This window comes from Flavobacterium erigeronis (assembly GCF_054075165.1).
Window position 1 is genome coordinate 267,807 of the sequence record NZ_JBSKGP010000002.1, and the last position, 24,715, is coordinate 292,521.

Annotated in this window: 23 protein-coding genes; 12 read left to right on the forward strand and 11 right to left on the reverse strand. The window is 36.5% G+C overall.

Annotation, left to right across the window (positions count from 1 at the left end):
- Positions 1 to 20 precede the first annotated feature (20 nt).
- The 4 genes from ACWA1F_RS05160 to ACWA1F_RS05175 are packed head-to-tail and all read left to right on the forward strand — an operon-like array spanning position 21 to position 6,019.
- On the forward strand, positions 21 to 2,489 hold the full coding sequence (locus tag ACWA1F_RS05160) for a glycoside hydrolase family 95 protein (RefSeq protein WP_456892143.1): 2,469 nt from the start codon (positions 21 to 23) through the stop codon (positions 2,487 to 2,489).
- 13 nt (positions 2,490 to 2,502) lie between these two features.
- Complete coding sequence (locus ACWA1F_RS05165; protein ID WP_456892145.1) at positions 2,503 to 3,504, forward strand: alpha/beta hydrolase fold domain-containing protein; 1,002 nt, start codon at positions 2,503 to 2,505, stop codon at positions 3,502 to 3,504.
- Between the two features lie 18 nt (positions 3,505 to 3,522).
- The gene (locus ACWA1F_RS05170; RefSeq protein ID WP_456892147.1) at positions 3,523 to 4,314 is read left to right on the forward strand and encodes a rhamnogalacturonan acetylesterase; all 792 of its coding nucleotides are present in this window, start codon (positions 3,523 to 3,525) and stop codon (positions 4,312 to 4,314) included.
- A 19-nt stretch (positions 4,315 to 4,333) separates the two neighbouring features.
- Positions 4,334 to 6,019, forward strand: a complete 1,686-nt coding sequence (locus ACWA1F_RS05175; protein WP_456892149.1) for a glycoside hydrolase family 28 protein — start codon at positions 4,334 to 4,336, stop codon at positions 6,017 to 6,019.
- A gap of 25 nt (positions 6,020 to 6,044) precedes the next feature.
- Here ACWA1F_RS05175 and ACWA1F_RS05180 read toward each other — a convergent pair whose 3' ends face one another.
- The 11 genes from ACWA1F_RS05180 to ACWA1F_RS05230 all read right to left on the reverse strand — a co-directional run bounded on the left by ACWA1F_RS05180 (position 6,045) and on the right by ACWA1F_RS05230 (position 17,115).
- Complete coding sequence (locus tag ACWA1F_RS05180; RefSeq protein WP_456892151.1) at positions 6,045 to 10,397, reverse strand: hybrid sensor histidine kinase/response regulator transcription factor; 4,353 nt, start codon at positions 10,395 to 10,397, stop codon at positions 6,045 to 6,047.
- 126 nt (positions 10,398 to 10,523) lie between these two features.
- Positions 10,524 to 11,150 (reverse strand): NAD(P)-dependent oxidoreductase, encoded by a 627-nt coding sequence (locus ACWA1F_RS05185; protein WP_456892153.1) that lies wholly within the window; start codon positions 11,148 to 11,150, stop codon positions 10,524 to 10,526.
- 1 nt (position 11,151) lies between these two features.
- On the reverse strand, positions 11,152 to 11,958 hold the full coding sequence (locus ACWA1F_RS05190) for an inositol monophosphatase family protein (protein ID WP_456892155.1): 807 nt from the start codon (positions 11,956 to 11,958) through the stop codon (positions 11,152 to 11,154).
- A 79-nt stretch (positions 11,959 to 12,037) separates the two neighbouring features.
- Positions 12,038 to 12,898 carry an AraC family transcriptional regulator gene (locus ACWA1F_RS05195; RefSeq protein ID WP_456892157.1) on the reverse strand — a complete coding sequence of 287 codons (861 nt, stop codon included), beginning with the start codon at positions 12,896 to 12,898 and terminating at the stop codon, positions 12,038 to 12,040.
- Between the two features lie 120 nt (positions 12,899 to 13,018).
- The gene (locus tag ACWA1F_RS05200; RefSeq protein ID WP_456892159.1) at positions 13,019 to 13,219 is read right to left on the reverse strand and encodes a hypothetical protein; all 201 of its coding nucleotides are present in this window, start codon (positions 13,217 to 13,219) and stop codon (positions 13,019 to 13,021) included.
- Positions 13,220 to 13,249: 30 nt separating this feature from the next.
- A complete protein-coding gene (locus tag ACWA1F_RS05205) occupies positions 13,250 to 13,375 on the reverse strand; it encodes a hypothetical protein (RefSeq protein ID WP_456892161.1) in 126 nt (41 codons plus the stop codon).
- Entirely contained in the window at positions 13,372 to 13,791 is a 420-nt protein-coding gene (locus ACWA1F_RS05210) for a cupin domain-containing protein (RefSeq protein ID WP_456892163.1), read from the reverse strand. Before ACWA1F_RS05210 ends, ACWA1F_RS05205 begins: the two co-directional genes overlap by 4 nt.
- 212 nt (positions 13,792 to 14,003) lie before the next feature.
- Positions 14,004 to 14,672, reverse strand: a complete 669-nt coding sequence (locus ACWA1F_RS05215; RefSeq protein WP_456892165.1) for an alpha/beta hydrolase — start codon at positions 14,670 to 14,672, stop codon at positions 14,004 to 14,006.
- A 68-nt stretch (positions 14,673 to 14,740) separates the two neighbouring features.
- Positions 14,741 to 15,574 (reverse strand): 4,5-DOPA-extradiol-dioxygenase, encoded by an 834-nt coding sequence (gene ygiD, locus ACWA1F_RS05220; RefSeq protein WP_456892603.1) that lies wholly within the window; start codon positions 15,572 to 15,574, stop codon positions 14,741 to 14,743.
- A gap of 69 nt (positions 15,575 to 15,643) precedes the next feature.
- Positions 15,644 to 16,204: an ester cyclase gene (locus tag ACWA1F_RS05225; RefSeq protein ID WP_456892167.1), complete on the reverse strand. Its 561-nt coding sequence runs from the start codon at positions 16,202 to 16,204 to the stop codon at positions 15,644 to 15,646.
- An 80-nt stretch (positions 16,205 to 16,284) separates the two neighbouring features.
- Positions 16,285 to 17,115 carry a helix-turn-helix transcriptional regulator gene (locus tag ACWA1F_RS05230; RefSeq protein WP_456892169.1) on the reverse strand — a complete coding sequence of 277 codons (831 nt, stop codon included), beginning with the start codon at positions 17,113 to 17,115 and terminating at the stop codon, positions 16,285 to 16,287.
- 281 nt (positions 17,116 to 17,396) lie between these two features.
- On the opposite strand from ACWA1F_RS05230, the gene pptA reads away from it, so the two are divergent.
- The 8 genes from pptA to ACWA1F_RS05270 all read left to right on the forward strand — a co-directional run bounded on the left by pptA (position 17,397) and on the right by ACWA1F_RS05270 (position 24,707).
- Positions 17,397 to 17,618, forward strand: coding sequence for a tautomerase PptA (pptA, locus tag ACWA1F_RS05235; protein ID WP_456892171.1), 222 nt, complete (start codon positions 17,397 to 17,399; stop codon positions 17,616 to 17,618).
- Between the two features lie 23 nt (positions 17,619 to 17,641).
- Entirely contained in the window at positions 17,642 to 18,061 is a 420-nt protein-coding gene (locus tag ACWA1F_RS05240; protein ID WP_456892173.1) for a nuclear transport factor 2 family protein, read from the forward strand.
- 10 nt (positions 18,062 to 18,071) lie between these two features.
- On the forward strand, positions 18,072 to 19,040 hold the full coding sequence (locus ACWA1F_RS05245; RefSeq protein WP_456892175.1) for a zinc-binding alcohol dehydrogenase family protein: 969 nt from the start codon (positions 18,072 to 18,074) through the stop codon (positions 19,038 to 19,040).
- 75 nt (positions 19,041 to 19,115) lie between these two features.
- Positions 19,116 to 19,910, forward strand: a complete 795-nt coding sequence (locus ACWA1F_RS05250; RefSeq protein WP_456892177.1) for an SDR family NAD(P)-dependent oxidoreductase — start codon at positions 19,116 to 19,118, stop codon at positions 19,908 to 19,910.
- Positions 19,911 to 20,011: 101 nt separating this feature from the next.
- A complete protein-coding gene (locus tag ACWA1F_RS05255; protein ID WP_456892179.1) occupies positions 20,012 to 21,004 on the forward strand; it encodes an L-histidine N(alpha)-methyltransferase in 993 nt (330 codons plus the stop codon).
- Positions 21,005 to 21,020: 16 nt separating this feature from the next.
- The gene (gene egtB, locus ACWA1F_RS05260; protein ID WP_456892181.1) at positions 21,021 to 22,202 is read left to right on the forward strand and encodes an ergothioneine biosynthesis protein EgtB; all 1,182 of its coding nucleotides are present in this window, start codon (positions 21,021 to 21,023) and stop codon (positions 22,200 to 22,202) included.
- Positions 22,203 to 22,218: 16 nt separating this feature from the next.
- Positions 22,219 to 23,142, forward strand: coding sequence for an ABC transporter ATP-binding protein (locus ACWA1F_RS05265; protein WP_456892183.1), 924 nt, complete (start codon positions 22,219 to 22,221; stop codon positions 23,140 to 23,142).
- Positions 23,139 to 24,707: an ABC transporter permease/substrate-binding protein gene (locus ACWA1F_RS05270; protein WP_456892185.1), complete on the forward strand. Its 1,569-nt coding sequence runs from the start codon at positions 23,139 to 23,141 to the stop codon at positions 24,705 to 24,707. Before ACWA1F_RS05265 ends, ACWA1F_RS05270 begins: the two co-directional genes overlap by 4 nt.
- Positions 24,708 to 24,715 lie beyond the last annotated feature (8 nt).

Consider the following 24,715-nt stretch of genomic DNA (forward strand, 5'->3'; position numbering starts at 1 on the left):
TTTGGATAAATACATTTAAAATGAATAGGATTAAAATTACGTTGCTTTTTATAGTATTGGGTACTAGCATAAAAATAGAAGCACAGCAAAAACTTAAACTTCAGTATGACAAACCTGCCACAAATTGGAATGAAGCTTTGCCGCTTGGAAACGGACGTTTGGGAGCAATGGTTTTTGGAACGCCTCAAAAAGAAGAATTGCAGTTAAATGAAGAAACTGTCTGGGCTGGAGAACCCGGAAATAATGTTCCCAAAAATGTATTTCCAGATATAGAAGCGATCAGAAAATTGCTGTTTCAAGGCAAAAATAAAGAAGCACAGGATTTGGCCAATGCTGCATTTCCGAGGCACGCACCAAAAGATTTAAACTATGGAATGCCGTATCAAACGATTGGAAGTCTTTTTATTGAATTTCCAAACCATGAGAATTACACAGAATACCGCAGAGATTTAGATATCGAAAAGGCTGTTTCTTCAGTACAATACAAAACGAATGGCATTACTTATAAAAGAGAATTTCTAACTTCTTTTTCGGATGATATTATCTTAATCAGATTAGCAGCTGATAAGAAAAAAAGTATCAGTTTTTCTTTGTCAGGCACGAGTCCGCAGCTTTTGCATAATTTTGAAACAGGGAAAAATAAATTGATTTTTGAAGGCACATCGGGAAGTGTAGATAATAAAAGCGGAAAAGTAAAATTTGTTGGTGAAGCGGTTTGTACTTTAGTTGGAGGAAGTCTTAAAAGTGAAGGAAACAAACTCGTAATTAAAGATGCCGATGAAGTTGTTATTCGCATTGCTGCGGCTACAAATTTTAGAAATTATAAAGACTTGAGCATAAATGCAGCAGAAAAAGCAGCTTCAGTTTTGGCTAAAGCTTCTCAAAAAAGTTATGCTTTATCTTTAAAAAATCACATAGAGGCTTATCAGAAATACTTTAAACGCGTATCGCTTTATTTAGGAGATTCTCCACAATCTGATAAAACTACTGATATGAGGATAAAGGAATTTGCAAAATCGTATGATCCTCAGCTCGTTACCCTATATTTTCAGTTTGGAAGGTATCTGCTTATTTCCAGTTCGCAGCCAGGAAATCAGCCTGCTAATCTTCAAGGAATTTGGAATCATAAATTGAGTCCGCCTTGGGATAGCAAGTACACCGTAAACATTAACACCGAAATGAATTACTGGCCTGCCGAAATAACCAATTTGGGAGAGATGCACCAGCCTTTATTCAGTATGCTGAAAGATTTAGCAGAAACAGGAAAAGAAAGCGCTTCTGAAATGTATCACGCCAAAGGCTGGAACATGCACCACAACACCGATTTATGGCGAATGACCGGAGTAGTAGACGGCGGATTCTACGGACTCTGGCCAATGGGCGGAGCGTGGCTTACACAGCATCTTTGGCAGCATTATGTGTATACGGGAGATCAAAGTTTTTTAAAAGAATATTATCCAGTTTTAAAAGGTGCAGCGCAGTTTTATCTGGATGTATTGCAGCAGGAGCCAGAACACAATTGGCTCGTTGTCGCCCCATCAATGTCGCCAGAGAATACATATGAGAAAAATGTTGGAGTTACAGCAGGAACTACAATGGACAATCAGCTTGTTTTTGATGTCTTTAATAACATCATAAAATCGTCGGAAGTTTTAGGAATAGATAAACCTTTTGCAGACTCTGTAAACGTGGCTTTAAAAAGACTGCCGCCAATGCAGGTCGGACAATATTCGCAGCTGCAAGAATGGCTTGGTGACTGGGACAAACCAGGCGATCATCACCGACATATTTCTCATTTATACGGACTTTTTCCAGCAGGACAAATTTCACCTTTTAGAACACCGCAGCTTACGGAAGCTGCAAGAAATACCCTTATTTCCAGAGGCGATGTTTCGACAGGATGGTCTATGGGATGGAAGGTAAACTGGTGGGCAAGATTATTAGATGGTAACAGGGCTTTTAAATTAATTAAAGACCAGTTAAGTCCAGCTCCAACAGAAAGCAAAGGAGAATCGGGTGGAACATATCCAAATCTTTTTGATGCACATCCGCCGTTTCAAATTGATGGTAATTTTGGTTGCACTGCTGGAATTACCGAAATGTTGCTGCAAAGCTATGATGGATCTATTTATTTGCTTCCAGCTCTTCCAGATGATTTTAAAAAGGGAAAAGTAACTGGTTTAAAAGCTCGGGGAGGTTTTGAAGTGGCTTTAGAATGGGAAAATGGAAAAATAAAACAGCTGACCATAAAATCTGAATTAGGAGGAAACTGCAGAATCCGTACAGCTTCTGAAGTGACATTTAACGGTAAAACCAAATTAACTGAAGCAAAAGGAGAAAATGTAAATGCTTTTTATAAGGTGGAATCCATTAAAGAACCACTGATTTCTAATAAAGCAGTTTTAAAAGGTTTTGATGTTCCAGACACAAAATTGTATGATTTCAGTACCGAAAAAGGCAAAACCTATATCTTTAATGCAATTAATTGATTTCAATCTAATTATGAGGAGTAAAGCAAAGCCATTCAAAAACAGAACGCTGTACATATTGTTTCTGATCATTTCTTTTCAGAGTATAAATGCTCAGTATTTAGAAGGAATTACACCTGTTAGAGATACTTCGTTTACAACTGCGAGTGCTTTCAAAAAAACAGTAAAATATTTTCCAGATGCGAGATTGGTTCCTGAAAAACGTTATGAAAATGTAAAACAGAAAAAAGATATTATTTACTGCACCTACGGAAAACGCAAAATGAGACTTGATGTTTATTTCGATTCAAAGAAAAAGAAAAAACAGATTGGCATTATACTTATTCATGGCGGCGGGTGGCGTTCTGGCAATAGGGAACAGCACAGACAGATGGCAGAAAAACTGGCAAGTTTAGGATATGTCTGTTTTTCGCCAGAATATCGTCTTTCGACGGAAGCACTTTTTCCTGCTGCAGTTTATGATATAAAAGCCGCAATACGCTGGGTTCGTGAGAATGCCAACCAGTACAATATCGATCCCAGCCAAATAGTCTCTCTTGGATTTTCGGCAGGCGGAGAACTGGCTGCTTTTATGGGTGTTACAGGTAATATGCCTCTTTTTGAAGGTATTGTAACCAATACTGATGCAAAATCACAGGTCAATGCCGTTGTAGACATCGATGGGACTTTGTCTTTTGTTCATCCAGAATCGAGTGAAGGAAATGACAGCACTAAAATATCTGCTGGAAAGTATTGGTTTGGTTATTCGAAAAGTGAAAATCCGAAATTATGGGAAACTGCTTCACCATTAAGTTATGTTAATGCACAAACACCGCCGACCTTATTTATTAATAGCTCTGTTGCGAGAATGCATGCCGGTCGTGATGATTTTATTAAAATTTTGAATCAGCATAACATTTATTCAGAAGTGCATGAATTTGAAAATTCACCACATACTTTCTGTCTTTTTAATCCGTGGTTTGAACCCACCATTCAGTACATAGATACCTATTTGACTAAAATATTTACCAAATAAATAATTAAAAATTATTGTATGAAAATAAGAATAGCAATGTTCACTTTGGCAGTTTTATTTGTTCTGACGGCTTTTTATCCAGCAAAAAAAGTAACGACAATCTATTTGATTGGCGATTCTACTATGGCAGATTACAGCAATAATTATGAGCCTGGCAAGGATTACATGAAAGTAAGATATCCTGTAACAGGCTGGGGACAGGTTTTTCAGCAATTTGTAAGTTCTGATAGTCTATTTAAAATTAAAAATATCATTAAAACCGACAGTTCTTTTGTAGACGATCGTGCTATGGGAGGCAGAAGCACAAGAACATTTTTTCAAGAAGGGCGCTGGCGTGCCGTGTTTGAAAAACTTAAAAAAGGCGATGTTGTGATTATGCAGTTTGGTCATAACGACGGAGCAAAAGACAAAACAGAAAGATATGTTGATGTGCAAGGCTATAAGGAATTTTTGAGATTGTTTGTTTCTCAGACTCGAGAGAAAAATGCTTATCCAATCATACTAACTCCTGTGGCAAGAAATTTTCCGTGGAAAGATGGTGTTTTAAATGACATTCATGGAGAATATGACCAAGCGCCAAAAGATGTTGCTTCAGAGATGAAAGTTCCATTAATAGACCTGAACAAAGCTTCAAGAGACTTTTTTACGAAGAAAGGAAAAGACTTTGTTTCTGAAAAATACTTTATGAATCTGCCAGCTGGAGTTTATGAAGCTTATCCTGAAGGGCAAAAAGATAATACGCACTTTCAGCCAGCTGGCGCAACAGAAGTGGCAAGATTAGTATATGAAGGCTTACAAAAAATTAAATAAGAATATTAAAATTTCATCCATGCATCATCCAATCAAAATTATATTTTCCGTTTTAAGTTTTTCCTTGTTTTCATTACAGGCAAATGCTCAATTGTCTGAAGAATTAACACTAAAAGATATTTATAGCAATATAGAATTTTCCATGCCAAAAGTGAAAGAAACAAAGTTTCCAGACTATAAAGTAAACATTACAGATTTTGGAGCAATTGGAGACGGAATCTTTAAAAATACAACTGCCATTATTTCGGCAATTGATAAGGTTTCAAGAAAAGGAGGCGGAAAAGTAATAATTCCTGCAGGCATCTGGCTCACTGGGCCAATTACCCTTAAAAGCAATATCAATTTAGAATTAGAAAGTGGCGCACTATTGCTATTCAGCCGAGATTTTAACGATTATCCATTACAGCAGATAAGTTTTGAAGGCTTAAATTCTTACCGATGCGTTTCGCCAATAAATGCGCGTGGTGCAAAGAATATTGCCATAACAGGAAAAGGTATTATTGATGGAAACGGGGATGCGTGGAGGCCAGTTAAAAAAATGAAAATGACCGACAGCCAATGGAAAAACATTAAAGCATCTGGAGGAGTCCTTTCTGATGACGGAAGTATCTGGTTTCCTTCTGCGGGAGCAAAAAAAGGGTATGACTCGAGCTCAAACTTTAATTTTCAGGTCGATATAAATAATCCGAGTTTAAAGGAAATTAAGGATTTTCTGCGTCCTGTTATGATCAGTCTGGTAGAATGCAAAGAGATTTTACTGGATGGACCTACTTTTCAAAATTCACCAGCGTGGAATCTGCATCCGTTAATGTGTGAAGATGTTATTATTAGAAATTTATCTATTCGCAATCCGTGGTATTCTCAAAACGGTGATGGTTTAGATTTAGAATCCTGCAAAAATGTTTTGGTTTATAACAATACCTTTGACGTTGGCGATGATGCAATCTGCTTGAAATCGGGTAAAGACAAAGACGGAAGAGACCGCAATTTTGCAACAGAAAATGTAATTGTAAAAAATAATATTGTCTATCACGCGCACGGCGGATTTGTGGTAGGAAGCGAAATGTCCAGCGGAGTTCGTAATATCCATGTGTCAAACTGCTCTTTCATTGGAACCGATATCGGACTTCGATTTAAAAGCACAAGAGGACGAGGCGGCGTGGTTGAAAATATTTATATTTCGAATATCAACATGACCAATATTGTGACAGAAGCAATTGGTTTTAATCTTTTTTATGGCGAAAATGTGCCAGATTTTGATGATGAAGATAAGAATCTATCGCAGCCTCAATATCAGGTTACAGAAGAAACGCCTTCTTTCAGAAACATCTTTATGGAAAATATTCAGGTTGCCGGAGCAGGAAAAGCTGCTTTCTTTATGGGACTTCCCGAAATGAATCTAAAGAATATCCATTTAAAAAATTCATTGCTTAAAGCAGATCAAGGCATTGAAATTATTGATTCAGAGGGAATGCAGTTCTCTAACGTAAAAATCATATCAGCAAATAATACTGATCTTCAGATTTATAACGGAAAAAACTTGCAGTTCAACGCGATTTCTTTTGATAAAAAAGCAGAGGCAAAAGTCAAGATTTTAGGAAATAAAACTCAGAATATTTCCTTTAGTAAAAAAGACTTTAAAGCATCTGGTAAAGAGATTGTTTTAAGTAAAAAAGTAACAGCATCTGAAATTACTTTCGAGTAAAGCAGATAATAAAATTCTTTAAATGTTACTTCGTTTTCTGATTATCTGATTTTTGCTTTAGATAATCAGAAGGTGACATTTGAAAAACTTCTTTAAAACAAGTGCTGAAATAGCCAGAACTATTAAATCCGACTCTGTACCCAATATCAGCAATATCTGTTTCTCCCGCGTCGAGAAATTGTTTTGCCCGTTTAACTCTCATTTCTTTTACAAATTCAACAGGCGTCATACCTGTAAGACTTTTAAATTTTCGGTTAAAGGTAACTCTCGACATATTCATCGAATTGGCAATTACCTCAATATTGAAAGCAGTGTCAGTTAGTCCTTTTTCAACAACCGCTATTACATCTTTTAGAAACTGTTCGTCTTTTGTAGTAATCACGATTTCTCCAGGTTCTAGAGCGATTGTTTTCAAATCGCTCTGCAGCTGTTTGAAAAATTTTTTTCTGAATTTGATCAGATTTTCAATAGAAGCCAGTAAAAAGTCGTTGTTAAATGGTTTCGTTATATAATAATCTGCACCGTAATTTAAACCTTCAATCTGGTTTTCTACCGATGATTTTGCAGTCAGAAGAATAACAGGAATATGACTGGTTTCGGTTGTGTTTTTAAGAGCGTCCAGAAGTTCAATTCCGTTCATTTCTGGCATCATTACATCACTGAGTATCAAATCAGGCAATTTGCTTACAGCCATTTTTAGACCTTCTTTTCCATTAGGAGCCTCCAATATGCGGTAATATTTTTGAAGCTGGACCTTCAAGAAAGATCGCAGTTCAGCATTGTCTTCCACAATTAAAACAACGGGCATATCCGAATTTGGGTCTGCATTGGAGCGACTATATTCTACAGTTTCAATCTCGACACCTTGTTCTTTTATTTTTACGCTGCGTAAATGAAGGCTATCAGAATTTTGAAGAATCTTAGTATTCAAATTAATTTTTATAAAAACAGTCAATCCTCCATCACCGTTATTTTCTGCATAGATATTACCTTGATGTAATTTTACGTATTCTCTGCAAAGAGCCAGTCCAATTCCAGTTCCAACATTTTTGGCTTTTCCAGTATTGGTTTCGTAGTAAAGCTTGAAGATTTCCTCCAGTTTGCTTTCTTCCACGCCAGTGCCCTGATCGGCTATGCTTATTTCAAGAATCTCATTCTCTACTTTAACTGCAATGGTAATGGTGCTGTTATCGGGCGAGAATTTAAAGGCATTGGATAATAAATTGTAGAGCACAATATCCATTTTTTCTCTGTCCAGATTGACAATAAGGTTTTCAGAGCCGTAATCTGTTTTAATTCTGATATTTTTTTCATGAGACGTTTGAACAAATAGAGAGTTTATTTCATTAATAAAAGTAACCAGTTCTACAGGCTCTGCATGAAGCTCTTCGTTGCCGCTCTGCACTTTTCTAAAATCAAGAAGCTGATTTACAAATCGTACCAATCGGTTAGTGTTTTTTCGGACTGTTGCAATGTAATCATGCCCTTGAGGAGTCAGATCTTCGGTTTTTGCGATTTCTTCCAACGGATTGACAATAAGAGTCAAAGGTGTTCGGAGTTCATGTGAGATATTAGTAAAAAAACTCAATTTGAGTTCTGTCATTTCCTGTTCTACAATTACTTTATTTCGAAGCTGAATCATAGAAGAGGCTATTCTTCTTGACGTTTCTAATAAAGCAGCACAAATAATAAAATACAGCAGAAAAGCCCAATTTGTTTTCCAAAATGGCGGAGTTATGGTAAATTTTAAACTCTTGTGCGGTACGCTGGAATACAATTCTGGATTTAAACTTTTGACTTCAAATTCATAATCACCCGGAGGAAGATTAGTAAAAGTGGCTTTTTTCTGGTTTTTTACTTCATGCCAAGTATCATCGAGCCCTTTCAATCGATATGCATACAACTGTTTGTTATTGGATCTGTAATCTAAGACCGTATAATAAATGCTGACTGTATTGTGCTGATAATCTAATTCTATCTCTTTATTGTAATTTATATCTGCTTTTAAAGGATATTCTTCTGACTTGACATTCGAACTTTTATTATTGATTTCAAAACTGGTAAAAACCAGCTGGGCTGTGATTTTTTGATTTTCAATTTTCTTAGGATTAAAATCAAGATAACCGTTTCTGCATCCAAAAATCAGATTGCCATTGGGTAATTTCAAACTAGACGATTCAGAAAATCCAGTTTTAAGCAAACCATCATACGAATCATAATTTCTAAACGTATGATTGGTAAGATTGAATTTTGAAATTCCATTTTCGGTGGCAAGCCATAAATTTTTGTCATTGTCTTCGGCCATACTTAAAATAAAGTCGCTTGGGAGGCCGTCCTGTTTAGAAAAATTTTGAAACGCCAATCGATTATCTTTTTCAAAAGCACGATTTAGTCCGCCTCCTGCGCTCGAAACCCATATTTTACCTTGAGAATCTTTGTAAAGATGTATAACATCATTGCTGGCAAGACTCGATTTATCGCCCGAAATTTTTACATGTCTTGAAAATTTTATGATTGCAGGATTATAATTTCTGGGACTGAAAGTAATCAAGCCGTTTGTGGTTGCCGCCCAGATTTCGCCTTTATAACCCTTAATTAAAAATCGCACTCTGCTGGATTCTGTAATAGGATAATTTTTAAAATTCTTAATAAAGCTTATTTTTCCATTCTCCTCTTTCATCAGGTTTAAACCGCCACCGTAAGTTCCTATCCAAATACGTGCATTTTGGTCTTCTAAAACAGAGTAAATTGCATTGCTTCCAATACTGTTCGGGTCTTTCTTGTCAGTTTTAAATTGAGTTAATCGGTATTGTGAACTTTCTTTATTTACGGATTCTGCTTTGTATAAACCATTTCCTTTTGTGCCAAGCCAAATATTTCCTTTTTTATCCTGCACAATTGAATATACAAGTCCTATATCCCCATTTGTATAATTGACAAAAAAGTTTTTAATTTCCTGAGAGTTCTTATAAACTTTTACTTTTCCCGCTTTTGATGCAATCCAGAGCCTATTTTTATGGTCTGTAAAGACAGATCTAATTTCATTTTCAGATTTATTTTTGGTATTAGTTACTAAAAGCTGCTGCTGGAAAACATCTTTTTGAAAAATTACTTTGTTTATTCCCCTGTCGTTGGTGCTCATCCAGAGAATTCCAGACGGGTCAAAGTACATGCTGGCCACAATATTAGAAAACTTCTGATTTTCACTGCCAGGCCTATTATAAAAGAAATCGAGGGTATTCTCTTTCTTGTTATAAAATCCAAAACCGCCGCCTTTTAGTTTTACCCAAACTCTATCAAAATTATCTTCAAAAACACCAAAACTATGTTCCAATTGCAAAAAAGTGGCATCAGTCTGCTGTGAAAAAAACTTTATGTTTTTCGATTTTGGATCTACTAAGAAAACACCGTGTTTTTCAGGTTCTATCCACAGAAGTCCGCTCTTATCAGGATAGACAGAGAAAATAGGTCCTTGGGAAATCTGAATGGTAGAGTTTATTTTGAATGTTTTTAGATCAAAGGTAAGCAGTTGTCCTGTAGCTGTTGTAATGAAGAGAACACCACCATTTTTTGATTTGATTATTGAGTTTATAGTTTTTATCGAGATTTTATAGCTGCTGATTTTTTTTGAAATTTTGTTGTAACAAATCAGCTCTCCATCTTTAGTTCCCGTCCAAATGTTGTTATTCTCAGAAATTATACAGTTTATATTTCTATTTTGAAGAATTCTGTTCCTTCTGTACGACTGCTGCAAAAATTTAGATATTACATCAAGACCATCTTCAGAGCCAACCCATAAATCATTATCAGTATCTATGTTAAAAGCGTTAAGCTTATTTGAAGCAGGGGGATAAGAACCTTTTAAATCATTAGAAAAATGCGAAAGCTTAATCTGATTATTGGCTGTTTTTTGGGCTAGAAAGATGCCTTTTTTTACGGTGGTCAGCCAGACATTTCCATTTTTTGCAGTGATAATATCTTCAAATTCAATTTTGTTTGTAGCTAAAATATCGGCTACAGAAACAAACTTCTCAGTGCTTTTTTCGAATCTGTATATCTGTCGGTCATAAGCTTTCACCCAGATATACCCGTAAGCATCTTCCTTCATCAGATCGATGCGGTTATTGCCCAACGTGCTGTTATCTCCTGCAGTGGCTTTGTATGTAATGAAGTTTTTCCCGTCAAACCTGTTAATTCCGTCCCAAGTTGCCAGCCATATAAAACCCTCTTTGTCTTTTATAATATCTCTAATATTATCATGTGAGAGCCCGTCTTCGGTGGTGTAGCTTTCTATTTTGCATTTTATTTGGGCATGTGCTTTAATAAAGAGCGTACCAGTCAAGAAAATAATAAGAGTAACAAAAAACTGAATTTTCATTTATACAGTGTAAGAAGTAATTAGTTCTTAAAGATAAAAAGAATTTGATTTTTATTGAGCTCTCTCTACTAATTATTTAAACTATTAATGTGTAAATTGTTAATGTTGTTGCTGGTTTTTTATCGATTAATTAGTTAGTGCTACATAGTGATAATGCAGTTGAGGACTTTCGGCTTCCGTAATTAAAAAATGCGCAACATCGGCTCTTGAAATTTTTCCAACTTTCATTCCTTTTTCTAGTTTGAATAATACTTTATAAGATGAACTTTGATCTCCATCCGTGAGCATTCCCGGTCTAATGATTTCCCATTTAATATTACTTTTAGTAATTAATTCTTCCATTATCGTTTTATTGATGTATTGGTCTTTCAGGAATAATGAAATTACCGTTCGCATAAAAAAACTCAAATAATTTTTACTTTCTCCAGCTCCAAAACCGGTAATTACCAGAACTGGCGCTGTAAAATTTAATTGATCAGCAACGTTTATAAGCGTTTTTGCAATATCAGAAAATAGGGTAGTTGCTTTTTTATTTTTTGTTCCAACGGTTATAAGCACAGCATCAGAACCTTTTATGGCATTTTTTAAATCTACTGGTGATGTAGCACTGCCGCTTATTTTAATTAAATTAGGATGATTTGGAATCTGATCTGTATTTGTTGACAATGCTGTTACTGTATGTCCTTTTTTGAGTGCCTGTGTTACCGATTGCAATCCAATACCGGCTCCGGCTCCTACAATTGCTATATTCATTTTAATTTGTTGATTTAATTTGTAGATATTTTTCTGTAATGCTTTTTGGTGCAACAAGTAAACTTTCGCTTCCCCATTGCCACGGAGATCCTGCTGTTGTCATGATTTGAGCTCCGGCTTCTTTGGCAATCAGCAATCCCGCAATCCAGTTATAAGTATCAAGATCTTCCTGAACAAACAAATCAATTCTTCCGGAACCAACATAAGCTAATTGCAGGCCATGTGGCCCGTAGTTTCTAACTATTCCAAAATTATCAAGCAGTTTAGTAACCGTTGAGCCAATTTTTTCATTTAAATGATTAGCTGATTTATCCTGATGACCATATTCAAAAACAGCTAGCATAACTGCCAAATCTGTTTTGCTGCTAATTTCCAGTAATTTCCCATTCATAAAAGCTCCTTCGTCTTGTTTTGCCCAAAACATTTCATTGGCCAGAGGATCAAAAATTACAGAAAAGAAAGGTTTTTCATTACGGATAAGCGCCAAGTTTATAGTCCATCCAGCAATATGCTGCAGATATTGAATAGCGCCGTCCATGGCATCGCAAAGCCAGTATTCTTCTTGCTCTGCCGGATTCCTTTGTGAATCTGTATCAAACTCGTCGCCAATATGCCAGGGAATATTTGGAAATTCTAAAGACAAATCTTGCTTTAAAGAACTCAGGCACAAAGTGTCGATATCTTCTAATTGTTTTAAAAGCTCATCTATATTTTGTGGAATCGCATTTTGCTTATAGTCTTTTAAAAAGACATCGCCCACTTTTCTTACTGCGTCGAGTACAATCTGAATATTGAATTCGTTTTGCATTTTGTTATTGTGTTAATTACAATGCAAAGCTAGTTATAGTAGGATTTTGAATGTAGTTTCAATAAAGGGAAGGATAGTCCTAATCACGGAATTTTTTTCTAAATTCAAGAGGCGAGAGTTTGGTTACTTTTTTAAAAAGCTTTCCAAAATAAACCGGTTCGTCATAGCCAACTTCGTAGGCTATTTCCTTGACGTTTTTATCTGTAAAATAAAGTAGTCTTTTGGCTTCCATAATCGATGCTTCCTGAATATGAATCGATACAGGACTTCCGGTTAACGATTTTACAGTATCATTTAAATGAGACGGAGAAATAGAAAGTGCAGAAGCGTATTGTGCAGGCTGTTTCCAAGTTTTAAAATGTTCTTTTGTTAGTTTTATAAAAGTTTCCTTAATGATAATACTGCGATTTTCTTTCTCTTTATAAACAGATATAGTAGAAACAAGTTCTCCGGAAATTAAACTTAAAAGTGCATTAAATAAAAAATGAATACTTTTTTGAGTATAGTTATTTGTATTTTCTAGCTGTACTTTTTCTATTAAATTCATTAGAATAGCAAGCTGCTGGCAAAAATTAGATTCGTGTTGAAGTAAAAATGGATTGTCGATTTTAGTTTCTAAAAGCTGCAATATTTCTGTACTAACCAATGACGGATCAAAACTAATCATCCATCCTTTAGGATCTTTTACATCTATAATATGATGTACTTGTTCAGGAAATACACAAAGTAAGGCCGGAGCAGAAAATTCTACATTTTCAAAATCAAGATTTAATTTGAATGTTCCATTTAGAGCCAACATCAATTGACAGTGATTATCCCGGTGCGGTATCGAAATATCGTGGTTCTCCACTTCCTTATCCTCCATATTAACGATACTAATCCCTGCTTTTGCAGAAGGAGGAAGTTCGAATTGTCTAATAGTTTGGTTTTGGTTTTTCAAGATTTTAGTAACATCATTTATACTAATTGTAAAAGTAGAGATTAAAATGGCAAATGTTTCATTTCAATCTTAAATGAAATAAAATAGAGGGACTGAAAGTCCCGCGTAAAAATAGAATTTTTATTTCTTCATCATGTTAAGGCCTTGGGAAATGTTTACTAAAGGTTTATAGCCAAGTTGCTGACTGGCTTTATTATCAGTAGTTACAAATTCCAATCCCAATGCATTTACAAGTCCCCTATAAAGCGGCGGATGTCCCTTTAGTCTGAAAATCTTCCTGATAAATTCCATTACTGAAGCCGCTCTTTTTGCTGTTGCCAAAGAAACTGCTTTATCAGGAAAAATAATTCCTTAAGTCGTTACATAGTTTTCGTTAAATTCCTTAAAAACAGGTTTTTCGCCATCGGTAATAAAATAGGCTGGACTACCGCTTCGCTGTGACTGATCTGCTAAAATTAAAGTATGGCAGACATTCAATCCCTCTTTTTTACCGATAACTCTTTTGCATCGCCTCCGAGATAGATTGCCAAAACGACAAGGTCAGTTTTTCCATTGTTGGTGCCCTTATGATAAATGTTATAGGATTCGGCAAAGCTTGTGTTTTCTTTATATTCAGTGATCTTATTATCTTCGGTTTGAACTGTCAGCGTTCCTTTTATAATAAATGAGAATACAGGAATGTTATGTTTATGCCAGCCTGTAGTTTCACCTGGAGGAAACGTAATTTTCATCATGGTTACCTTAGCATCCTTAACTTCTGGATATGATATTTTCTGCCCCATACTGTTAAGATCTGACTGCATCAATTTTTCGATAATCAATTTGCTGCTGTATTGCGCTTTAGCGCCAATACAAATCATTATGAATAGGATTGTGATTATTTTTTTCTTCATGATTTTAATTATTAGTTTAATGTATTTACATTTTATGAAGCGAAGTTCAGCAATTTGGCAGCTATGTACCCATAATCTAATTTCATATTTAGTCTTAAACTATCTTAAGATTAATGCTTTGGGATTACCTCTTGTTAGTGGTATTCTATCGGATAAAAAAATGCCTGTTTTCTACGCAGGCATTTTTTTAATCAGTTATGATATTTAATATATTAATTGGCTAGATTGGCTTTGAGCCAGAGATTTACATCATCAAACATTTGTTTATTAATGGTATGTCCTTCATCATATTGATGGAAATCAGGTTTAATTCCTTTGGATTGAAGATAAGCAGCGGCATCTGCAGCGAAAGGAAAATGTAGCACAGCATCCTGTCTGCCATGAGAGATGAATACTTTTAGTTTTTCAAGACGACTTTCATCTGCAATAAGAGGTTTTACTTCTGGCAGGAGCCTGCCGCTCATCACAGCAATTCCTTTGATTTTTTCAGGTTCGGTAAGTGCCGCACTGTAACTCATGATTCCTCCCTGGCTGAAACCCATTAAATAAACTTGTTTGTCATCAAAATCATGTTCCTCTTTCAGGTCTTCAATAAAATCTAAAATAGTTACCCTTGCAGCTTCAGCCTGCTGTTCGTTAATCTGTGGATGGCCGCCGGTAAAGTTTACCTGAAACCATGCAAAACTGTCCGGTCCAAGTGTAAGGGGTCCGCGTGCAGAAATCACTAAAAAATTGTCGGGAAGATCGCTGGCGAAAGAAAATAAGTTTTTCTCGTTTCCTCCAACACCGTGAAGCATTAAGAGAAGAGGCGGTTTTTCTGTTTTTGTTTTTGGCTGTCTTACCAGATAATGCAGCGCAGTTTTTTCTTTACTTGAGTTCATAATGGTAAAGCTAAAGGTTGAAATTATAATTAGTATGCCAAAGCATATCCATAAATGTTTTTTTAAAATCATGCTTTGTCAATTTTTATGGACAGCATGTTGAGCGATCCGGCTACTAAAGCATCATTAAATACAGTAGCTTTTTCGTCTTTTTCCTTAAGTGCCAGAGTATACAGCATCGGAATGTAGTGTTCAGGAGTTGGCACGGCAAGCTCGAATTCCCGACCCTGTTTGTCAAAATTAATAAGGGACTGATGGTCATCTTCCAAAATCATCTTTTTCATTTTTTCATTGGCCGTATGAGCCCAGTCAAAAGCGTATCCGGGAACCATCATTTTGTCCCATGCCGCAAGCCTAAGATTATGCACGGTGTTTCCGCTTCCCACAATAAGTACTCCCTTACGTCGTAAGGCTGCAAGTTGCTTTCCTAATTCGTAATGATAGGAAGCGGGCTTAGTATAATCTATACTCATTTCTACTATTGGTATATCTGCATTGGGATAAAGAAATTTTATCACTGACCAGCATCCATGATCAAGTCCCCAGTCATTACTAAGTCCAACGGGTATCGAAGTAATAAGTTTCTGGGTTTCAAGTGCAAGCTCCGGACTTCCCGGTGCAGGATATTGAAGGTCAAAAAGAGCCTGCGGAAAGCCTCCGAAATCATGGATAGTTTCGGGTTTTTGCATTGCAGTAACAAATGTACCTTTAGTTTCCCAATGGGCAGAGATACAAAGTATGGCTCTGGGTTTTGGAAGTGTTTTGGCCATCTGCTGGAAACCTTGTGTGAAATTATTATCTGCCAAGGCATTCATCGGATTGCCATGTCCAAGAAACAGAACAGGCATACGTTCTGTTGCAGCAAAAGCATCAGTTGCAGTTTTAAGGGAGCTGAGCTGCATGGCTGCAGCTCCCAATGGTAAAATGGCCATAGTTTTAAGAAAATCTTTTCTATCCATCTTTTTGTTTTTTTATTTACCTAATATTTGGTTCATGTAAGACTGGTTGTCCCAGAATAAATATTCTTCCTGCATTGTTCCATTCTCCCAAACTCCTATAGTTGCCATTGGCAGTTTGAATTTTTTACCGGTCGGCTGTATAAAAGTACCATCTCCTGCGGGCATTGGCTGCGTAAAAGTACCTTCCATATAACCCATTACGGCAGTAAGATTACCGGAACCAATTTTAAAAGGGTGCTCTTTAATACGGGTGTCGGGAGCATATACAAACATAGCATCAAGAGTTTTGATATGCTGCTCCAGACCAACCTCAGTATGACCGTCAGGAAAATGTACTTTAATTTTCTTTGCATGGCTTTCATGCAGACGTGACCAGTCGCGATTACTAAAAACGGTATAATCTAAAGTGTCAAAAGTTTCCAGATTTTTAGCTATCTGTGCATTGGCAGCAGCAAGTTCTTTAATCTGTTTTATCATATCTGCTTTATCTTCTTTTTTCTGAGCAGTTACTGTAGTGCTTAAGGCAAAAACAAGAACCGCCGCGGTTACTTGTCCTAAAATTGAATTTTTCATATGTATCATTTTTTATTGATACAAAGTTGCGGTTAAATGCCAGGGCAGGGGTAACGCTTTTCGGAAGAATGGTTGTGTTTTTAGGAAAGCAGTTTTTGCATTTCTTCTCTAAACTCAGTAGGAGTAAGGCCTGCTTTGCGTTTAAAGGCATGGGTAAAATAGGTTTTTTCATTAAATCCCAGCTCATAGCCGATTTCTGCAATATTTAAATCTGTAGTCATCAGCAGGTTTTTTGCCTCTGTCAATTTTCTTACTTCGATAATTTCAGAGACACTTTGCTGCAGTACATTCTGGCAGATCAAATTTAAATTTCGCGTGGTCATGAAAAGTTTGTCAGCATAAAAATTTACATCTTTGGATTCTTTATAATGCTCTTCCAAAAGTCTTAGGAAATTTTTAAAAGTGGTGCCTTGTATTTTTTTTGACTCGTCATTGTTGAGATTAAGTTTGCGGCGTTCAGACTCAATTATGGTAAAAAGCGCACTAAGTAACTGCCGTATCACAGCCAGATCAGAAGCCTCCTGATTATATTCCTCATAAATCAATCTGCACATCATGTCTAATCTTTCAAAACAGGCATTACTCTGCATATTAATGTTGGCTTTTTCATGAAAGGAAGCATACAGGCTGAAGATTGTTTCTGCTATAAATTCACTTTTAAACCTTAGTACCCACATGTCGTTTTGACCTTTCTTAATAAGGGGTTTTACGCGATGTATTTTTCCCCTTGTTACAAAACTGATAAATGGAGCATCAATTAATTGGGATTTGAAATCAATAAAATGGTCAAGCTTTCCTTCTCCGCCTATAATCAATTCTTCAAAATCATGGGCGTGCGGTTCGTTTAAGGTCTGCATAATCTTTTCAGATTCTGCTGCTGTAATTCGAAATATTTTAAAGATTTCTGTCATTCAAAGAATTTTTAAAGGTAAGGTTAAAGGTAATTATTTTAAATAAAAAGAATCCGCAGATCAACTAAAGATTATACGCTTTGTAATGCAGGGCAAAATATTTTGTAAATTTAGATAATGTCACTTTCCATACTCTTAATCTAGTTTAAGAACCAGTGTTAAACTAGATTAAGGGTATTTCTTAAACATGTTTATAAGCTTGAACAGTATATATATTGCAATTTTGTACAGCAAATCTGCATGTTGAAAATCAACAGAAAATAATCTTAAATAAAAATAATATGCCACACGTAAATGTAAAAATGTATCCTGGGACTTCTGAGGAACAAAAAGAAAAAATCGCACAAGAAATTACAGATGTAATTATTAAGCACACAGGCAAACCTGAAGCGGCAGTTTCTATCGCCATAGCTGAAGTTGCTGAAGATGTTTGGATGGAGCAAGTTTATGATAAAGAAATAAAGCCAAATATGGAAAAGCTTTATAAAAAACCTGGGTACTAATCCCCAAATTAAATGCTGAAGTAATGAAAAATAATGATTTAAGTTACACAAAAGAAAAAGAAGCAATTGGTACATTACTGGGCAATTTTGCCCAGGTACTAAATAATAGAGAAACAGCAGCTATAGCTGACTTTTTTGATCAGGATGCTGTTTTTATCCCTGATGGTATGAGGAAGAGTATTGCTGGTAATCAATTAGGAAAAACCAGCAGCGGTTATCTTAAACGAGCTGATTTTAAAATTGGATATTCAATAAAGGATATCACAATAGAGAATCAGTTTGCTTTTGTAGAAGCTGCTGCCGCTACTACAGAGAATCGCATTTCAGATTTAAAGCCTGTACCGAAAAAAAGTATTGATTTTTTTGTTCTTAAAAAGAATGAAGAAAACTGGAAAATCTACCGTTATATGTTTAATAATGTAAGGGAGCTGGAACTAATTTAATACCTGAAAAATGAAGGCAGCTGTACTAAGAATCGCGGGAGGAGCAGAAAACTTTGCAATTGAAGAGATTGCTATGCCAGTTGCTTTAAAAGATCAGGTGCTCATTGAGATTAAAGCCTTTGGACTTAACCGTTCTGAGCTTATGACCCGAAAAGGACTATCGCCCGATGTGCATTTTCCCAGAGTATTGGGAATTGAGTGTGTTGGTCAAGTTATAAATGATCCTTCAGGGAAATTAACAAGGGGCCAAAAAGTAGCTGCTTTTATGGGTGGGATGGGACGTGATTTCGATGGAAGTTATGCCCAATATACCGTAGTTCCAAATGATATTGTCATGCCTTTTGAAAGCGGGCTTTCTTGGGAAATTCTAGGAGCCCTGCCCGAAATGTTCCAGACTGCATACGGATCGCTTGACAGGGCTCTAAAAATAAAAGAAGGAGAGACATTATTAATCCGCGGGGGTACATCATCAGTAGGTCTTCTGGCTTTGCAGCTGGCAAAGCAGACGGGACTTTTTGTAATTTCAACCACGCGAAGTGAAAATAAAAGAGATTTATTGCTGGATAACGGAGCTGATGCAGTTTTGATTGACGACGGAAATCTGGCGGAAAGAATCAAAAATCAAAAACAATTTAAGATTGATAAAGTACTGGAACTTGTAGGTACTGCTACATTACAGGATTCTCTTAAAACTGTTGTAATTGGTGGCAGGGTCTGTATGACCGGTATGCTCGCCGAAGAATGGTCCATTACTGAATTTACTCCTATGGATTATATTCCAGCTGCTGTTAATCTTACAGTTTATGACAGTGGACAGATTCGAATCGAAGCAAAATATTTTCAGGAATTTGTTAAGGATATTGAAAAAGGATTTATAAAACCGGCGATAAAACGTATCTTTAATTTGAATGATATCGTTGTGGCACACCAGTTTATGGAAAGCAGTTCAGGAGGAGGAAAGATTGTAGTTCTTCCATAACGAGCCAAAATAACCAGGTTTAACCCATTTCTTTAGAAATGCTCTGATTCTCGACCTATAAAAAATAAAATAAAAATGGATTTACAATTAAAAGGAAAAACGGCTTTTGTAAGCGGTTCTACGGGAGGTATCGGTTATGCGATAGCGTTAGGACTGCTTCGTGAAGGAACAAAAGTTTATATCAACGGAAGAACTGAAGAAAGAGTAAAGGCTGCAATAGATAAAATAAAAAAAGAAATCCCTGATGCCTTGGTTGATGGTGCAGCCGCTGATTTTGCGAATGTAGAAGAAGTTAATAATCTTTTTAGTGTTCTACCTGAGATTGATATTTTAATAAACAATGTTGGTGTATATGGTGACCAGCCTTTTGAAACAACAGGAGATGATGTCTGGCTTCATGATTTTGAAGTAAATGTATTAAGCGGCGTTCGATTGTCCCGTCATTATGCACCGCTGATGAAGGCTAAAAATTGGGGACGTATCATATTTATATCGAGTGAATCGGCTGTCAATATTCCGGATGATATGATTTTGTACGGTGTTACAAAAACCGCTTATCTTGCTTTAAGCCGTGGATTGGCAAAGCATTTAAAAGGAACAAATGTAACAGTGAATGCTGTTCTTCCAGGTCCAACTTTAGCGGAAGGAACAGATAAAATGTTTGAAGATATTTCTAAAGAAAAAGGAATCAGTATTGCAGAGGCACAAATAGAGTTTATTAAAGAAAAACGTCCCTCATCTATTATCCAGAGATGGGCAGAGACCGAAGAAGTGGCCAACATGGTAGTTTATATGGCAAGTCCATTGTCGTCGGCAACTTCTGGCGCAGCACTTCGGGTTGACGGGGGGGTGGTGGACAGCGCTTTTTAATAAAAGTAAAAACAAACAAACAAGCGTGTATTTAATTATTTAATTAAAACAATAATTAGTGATAATTGATAATTGATAAGCAGTGTAAAAATAGGATTAGCATGATAAAAACCGAAAAAAAAATAACCAAAGATATTACAAAGCAGGATAGTGCAGTTGAACAGTTTCGTTTTGATGTGCTTCAGGGACTGCAAAGCACACCAAAAAAACTTGATTCAAAATATTTTTACGACAAAATTGGAGACACACTTTTTCAACAGATAATGGCAATGCCCGAATATTACCTCACGAATTGTGAAATGGATATATTCCAAAATAAAACTTCAGAACTAGCAGAGATTATTTTAGAAACTGATGAAGCTTTTGATTTAATCGAACTGGGTGCTGGTGATGGAACCAAGTCGGCTTTTTTACTTCAATATCTTTTAGAGCAAAAAGCCGATTTTAATTATATGCCAATCGATATATCGGCCAATATTTTAACTGTTTTAAATAATAAGCTGCAAGCGGATCTCCCTGAACTTAATATTATTTCACTCGAGGGTGAATATTTTAGGATGCTTGAAAAAGCGGCTGAATTATCTGAAAGAAGAAAAGTGGTTCTTTTTTTAGGAAGTAATATTGGAAATATGGAGAAGAAGGAAGCACTTCTGTTTTGTCGTACTCTTAACAGTTATCTTTCGCATGGCGATATTGTATTGATGGGATTTGATTTAAAGAAAAATCCGCACACTATATTAGAGGCCTACAATGATAAGACCGGAATTACCGCATCATTTAATCTGAATCTGCTAACGCGCATCAACAGAGAACTCAATGCCAATTTTGAGAGTGAAAAGTTTGAACACTATCAAACTTATGATCCGTTAAGCGGTGCCTGCAGAAGTTATTTAATCAGCCTGGAGAATCAGGTCGTTTCAATAGGTGGAATGTCCATTATTTTTGATAAAGACGAATCCGTGTATATGGAACTTTCACAGAAATATTCTCTGTCAGAGAGTGAAGTATTGGCAAGCAGCTCAGGTTTCGAAACAATTAATCATATAATGGACTCAAAAGCTTGGTTTGCAGACGCAGCCTGGCGCGTAGTGTAACGTTAAACTTAATAATATGCAGGTAAAAGAAGCCACAGTAGATCAAGAGTACTTTATAAAAAAATACAAAACGATCAGATTGCATTCTGAGAATATATGCAAACCTTTAGAAATTGAGGATTATGTTGTACAGCCAATTGTAGATGTTAGTCCGCCTAAATGGCATTTGGGTCATACCACATGGTTTTTTGAAACCTTCATTCTGAAACCTAACTATAAGGATTATAAAGTTTTTAATGATCAATACGATTTTGTTTTCAACAGTTATTACGAAAGTGTTGGCGCGCGTGTTGTACGTACGGACCGCGGTAATTTAAGCCGACCTTCGGTTACCGATGTGTATCGTTATCGCAGTTACGTTGACCAGAATATGGAAACCTTTCTTCAAAGTAATGAACTTTCTATTGAATTAATCGAATTGCTCGAACTTGGACTGAATCACGAGCAGCAACATCAGGAATTATTGTACAGCGATATTAAATATATTTTAGGGCATAATCCGCTTTTTCCGGTTTATAGTGCAGATGCAATTTTCGACAAAAAAAACATTCAGAACAATGAATTTGTAAAAGTCGAATCCGGTGTTTATGAAATTGGCTATCAGGGAGAAGATTTTTGTTTTGATAATGAACTGGGACGTCATAAGGTGTATTTAGATAGTTTTGAGATTTCAAAATATCCCGTAACCAATGCTGAATATCTCGAATTTATTGCAGACGGAGGTTATACCAACTTTAAATACTGGCATTCTGAAGGCTGGGAATGGGTAAAAGAAAATGCTGCAAAATCACCACTATACTGGCATTATATCGATCAAAAATGGATGAACTATACCTTTGCCGGTTTAAAAGAAATCGATTTGAACGAACCCGTTTGCCATGTCAATTTTTACGAAGCCTCAGCATTTGCTTCCTGGAAAGGAATGCGTCTGCCAACCGAGGCAGAGTGGGAGATTGCTTCGCCAAATTTAAACTGGGGACAACGCTGGGAATGGACAGACAGCGCTTATCTGCCTTATCCGGGATTTAAAAAAGCGCCGGGAGCGATAGGGGAATACAATGGTAAATTTATGGTCAGCCAGATGGTTTTGCGCGGTGCTTCCGTGGCAACTCCGCAAGGACATAGCCGTCCTACTTACCGAAACTTTTTTCATCCGCGTCATCAGTGGCAATTTATGGGCATTCGTCTGGCAAAATAATTTATCAGGACAATATATGATTAGTATAGAAGGAGTTTCCAAAAGTTTTGGTTCAAACAAAGCGGTAGATTCAGTTTCATTTGAAGCCCACGATAAAGAAATTCTGGTCGTATTAGGCACAAGCGGGTGCGGTAAAACGACCACTTTAAAAATGATCAACCGCCTTATTGAACCTGATAGCGGGAACATCTTCATTGACGGCAAAAACATTCGGGATCAAAAAACCGAAGACCTTCGTAAAAACATTGGTTTTGTCATGCAGCACGCGGGGCTTTTCCCGCATTATACTGTGGCACAGAATATTGCTGTTGTTCCCAATTTATTAAAATGGGACAAACAAAAGACAGAAAAAAGAACCTTCGAACTTTTAGAAAAACTGCAGCTGAAGGAAGATCTTTTAAGGGTTTTTCCTCATGAACTCAGCGGTGGACAACAACAGCGAATAGGTGTCGCACGAGCACTTATTGCTGATACTCCGGTTCTTTTAATGGATGAACCTTTTGGCGCTTTGGATACCATTACAAAGTCGGCGATCCATAATGAGTTTAAAAATCTGGATGAACTCAAAAACAAAACAACCATCTTAGTAACACACGATGTAGTCGAAGCCTTTGAACTGGCACATCGTATTTGTCTGATGGATAAAGGGAAAATCATTCAGATTGGTACTCCGGCAGAAATATTATATCATCCTGTAAATACTTTTGTGAAAGATTTCTTTTCCGGTAATCGGTTAATGCTGGAATATAAAATTGCTTCGGTAAAATCCGTAGCTTCTTTTCTTCAAAAACCATTATCGGTAAAAGCTCAGGAACAACTTACTAAGGATGCCAATATCTGGGAAACGCTTCAAGCTTTGAGTACGGAGAATGTTTATAATGAAGACTACGAAGCACTTTTGCAGGCTTTTAATCACTACAGAAAACTTCAAACGGTATGACACAGCAGCAAAGCCTTTGGCAATTTATGGTGTCACAGCATGAAAAGCTGTTTGTACAAATAGGCCAGCATCTGGGACTTACTTTTTTATCGTTGCTTTTGGCCATTATAGTCGGAATTCCGTTAGGCGTTTTAATTTCGCGAAGACGAAAATTAGCTCCTTCGGTATTAGGAACGGCGGGAATATTACAAACCGTTCCCAGTATTGCGCTTTTGGGGTTTATGATTCCGCTTTTTGGTATTGGTGCCACGCCGGCGATCATTGCACTGCTTATTTATGCCTTACTTCCCATTATACGAAACACTTATACAGGCATTACAGGAGTAGATTCCACAGTTATAGAAGCCGCAACGGCACTCGGAATGAATAAAACCCAGCGTTTGTTTCAGGTTGAATTTCCATTGGCAATGCCCGTGATTATTGCCGGTATTCGAACCGCTGCCGTAATCAATGTGGGGGTTGCGACTCTTGCTTCTTTTGTGGCAGCAGGCGGATTAGGCGAATTTATTTTTGGAGGAATCTCGCTCAACAATACCAATATGATTTTGGCAGGAGCAATTCCCGCAGCATTATTGGCTGTTTTGCTGGATTTGATTATTGGTTATCTGCAAAAGTCTACATTAAAAACACTTCGAAACGTTTTTTATATCATTTGTGGTGTTGTAGTGGCAACAGGTTTTTACTTTATGGTTTCTTCTAATCCTGAACGTAAAATAATTGCAGGATTTACACCGGAATTTATGGGACGTCAGGATGGTGATTTGGGACTTCGATCTGTTTATGGACTGCAGCTCAATCCGCTGGTGGTTTCAGATGCTATTATGTATGAAGCAGCGTATCAGGGAAAATTGGATTTGATCAGCGGTTATTCTACCGATGGAAGAATTAAAGCCTTTGATTTGGTCGTTTTAGAAGATGATAAAACCATATTTCCGCCTTATTATGCTGCTCCAATTATCAAAACCCAGACACTGAAAAAATTTCCGGGACTTGAAGAAACTTTAAATCTTCTTGCCGGAAAAATCAACGACAGTATTATGACGGGTCTTAATTATAAAACCGAACTTTTAAAACAGACTCCGGAGAAAGCTGCAAAAGATTTTTTGGTCAGTCGGGGTTTATATAAAAAAGCCAATCAGGGAAATGGAGAAACGATTAGAATTGGTTCTAAGATTTTTGGCGAACAATATGTTTTGGCCGAAATGTACAAAATGCTCATTGAGGGAAATACCAATTATAAAGTCGAAACCAAAACCGGACTTGGCGGCACAAAAATATGTTTTGATGCTTTAATGAATGATGGCATCGATTTTTATCCGGAATATACCGGAACAGGATTGTTAGTCTTGCTAAAACCATCAGAACAAAAAATCAAGGAAGTATCGAAAGACCCCGCAAAAACCTATAATTATGTTCAGGCAGAATTTCAAAAACAATATCAATTGCAATGGCTCAAACCGATTGGATTTAATAATGCTTATGCGCTGATGATGCGAAGAACTCAGGCGAAGCAATTGCAGATTAGCACGATTTCACAATTGAGTAACTATTGTGCTAAAAAATAAGTTTTAAA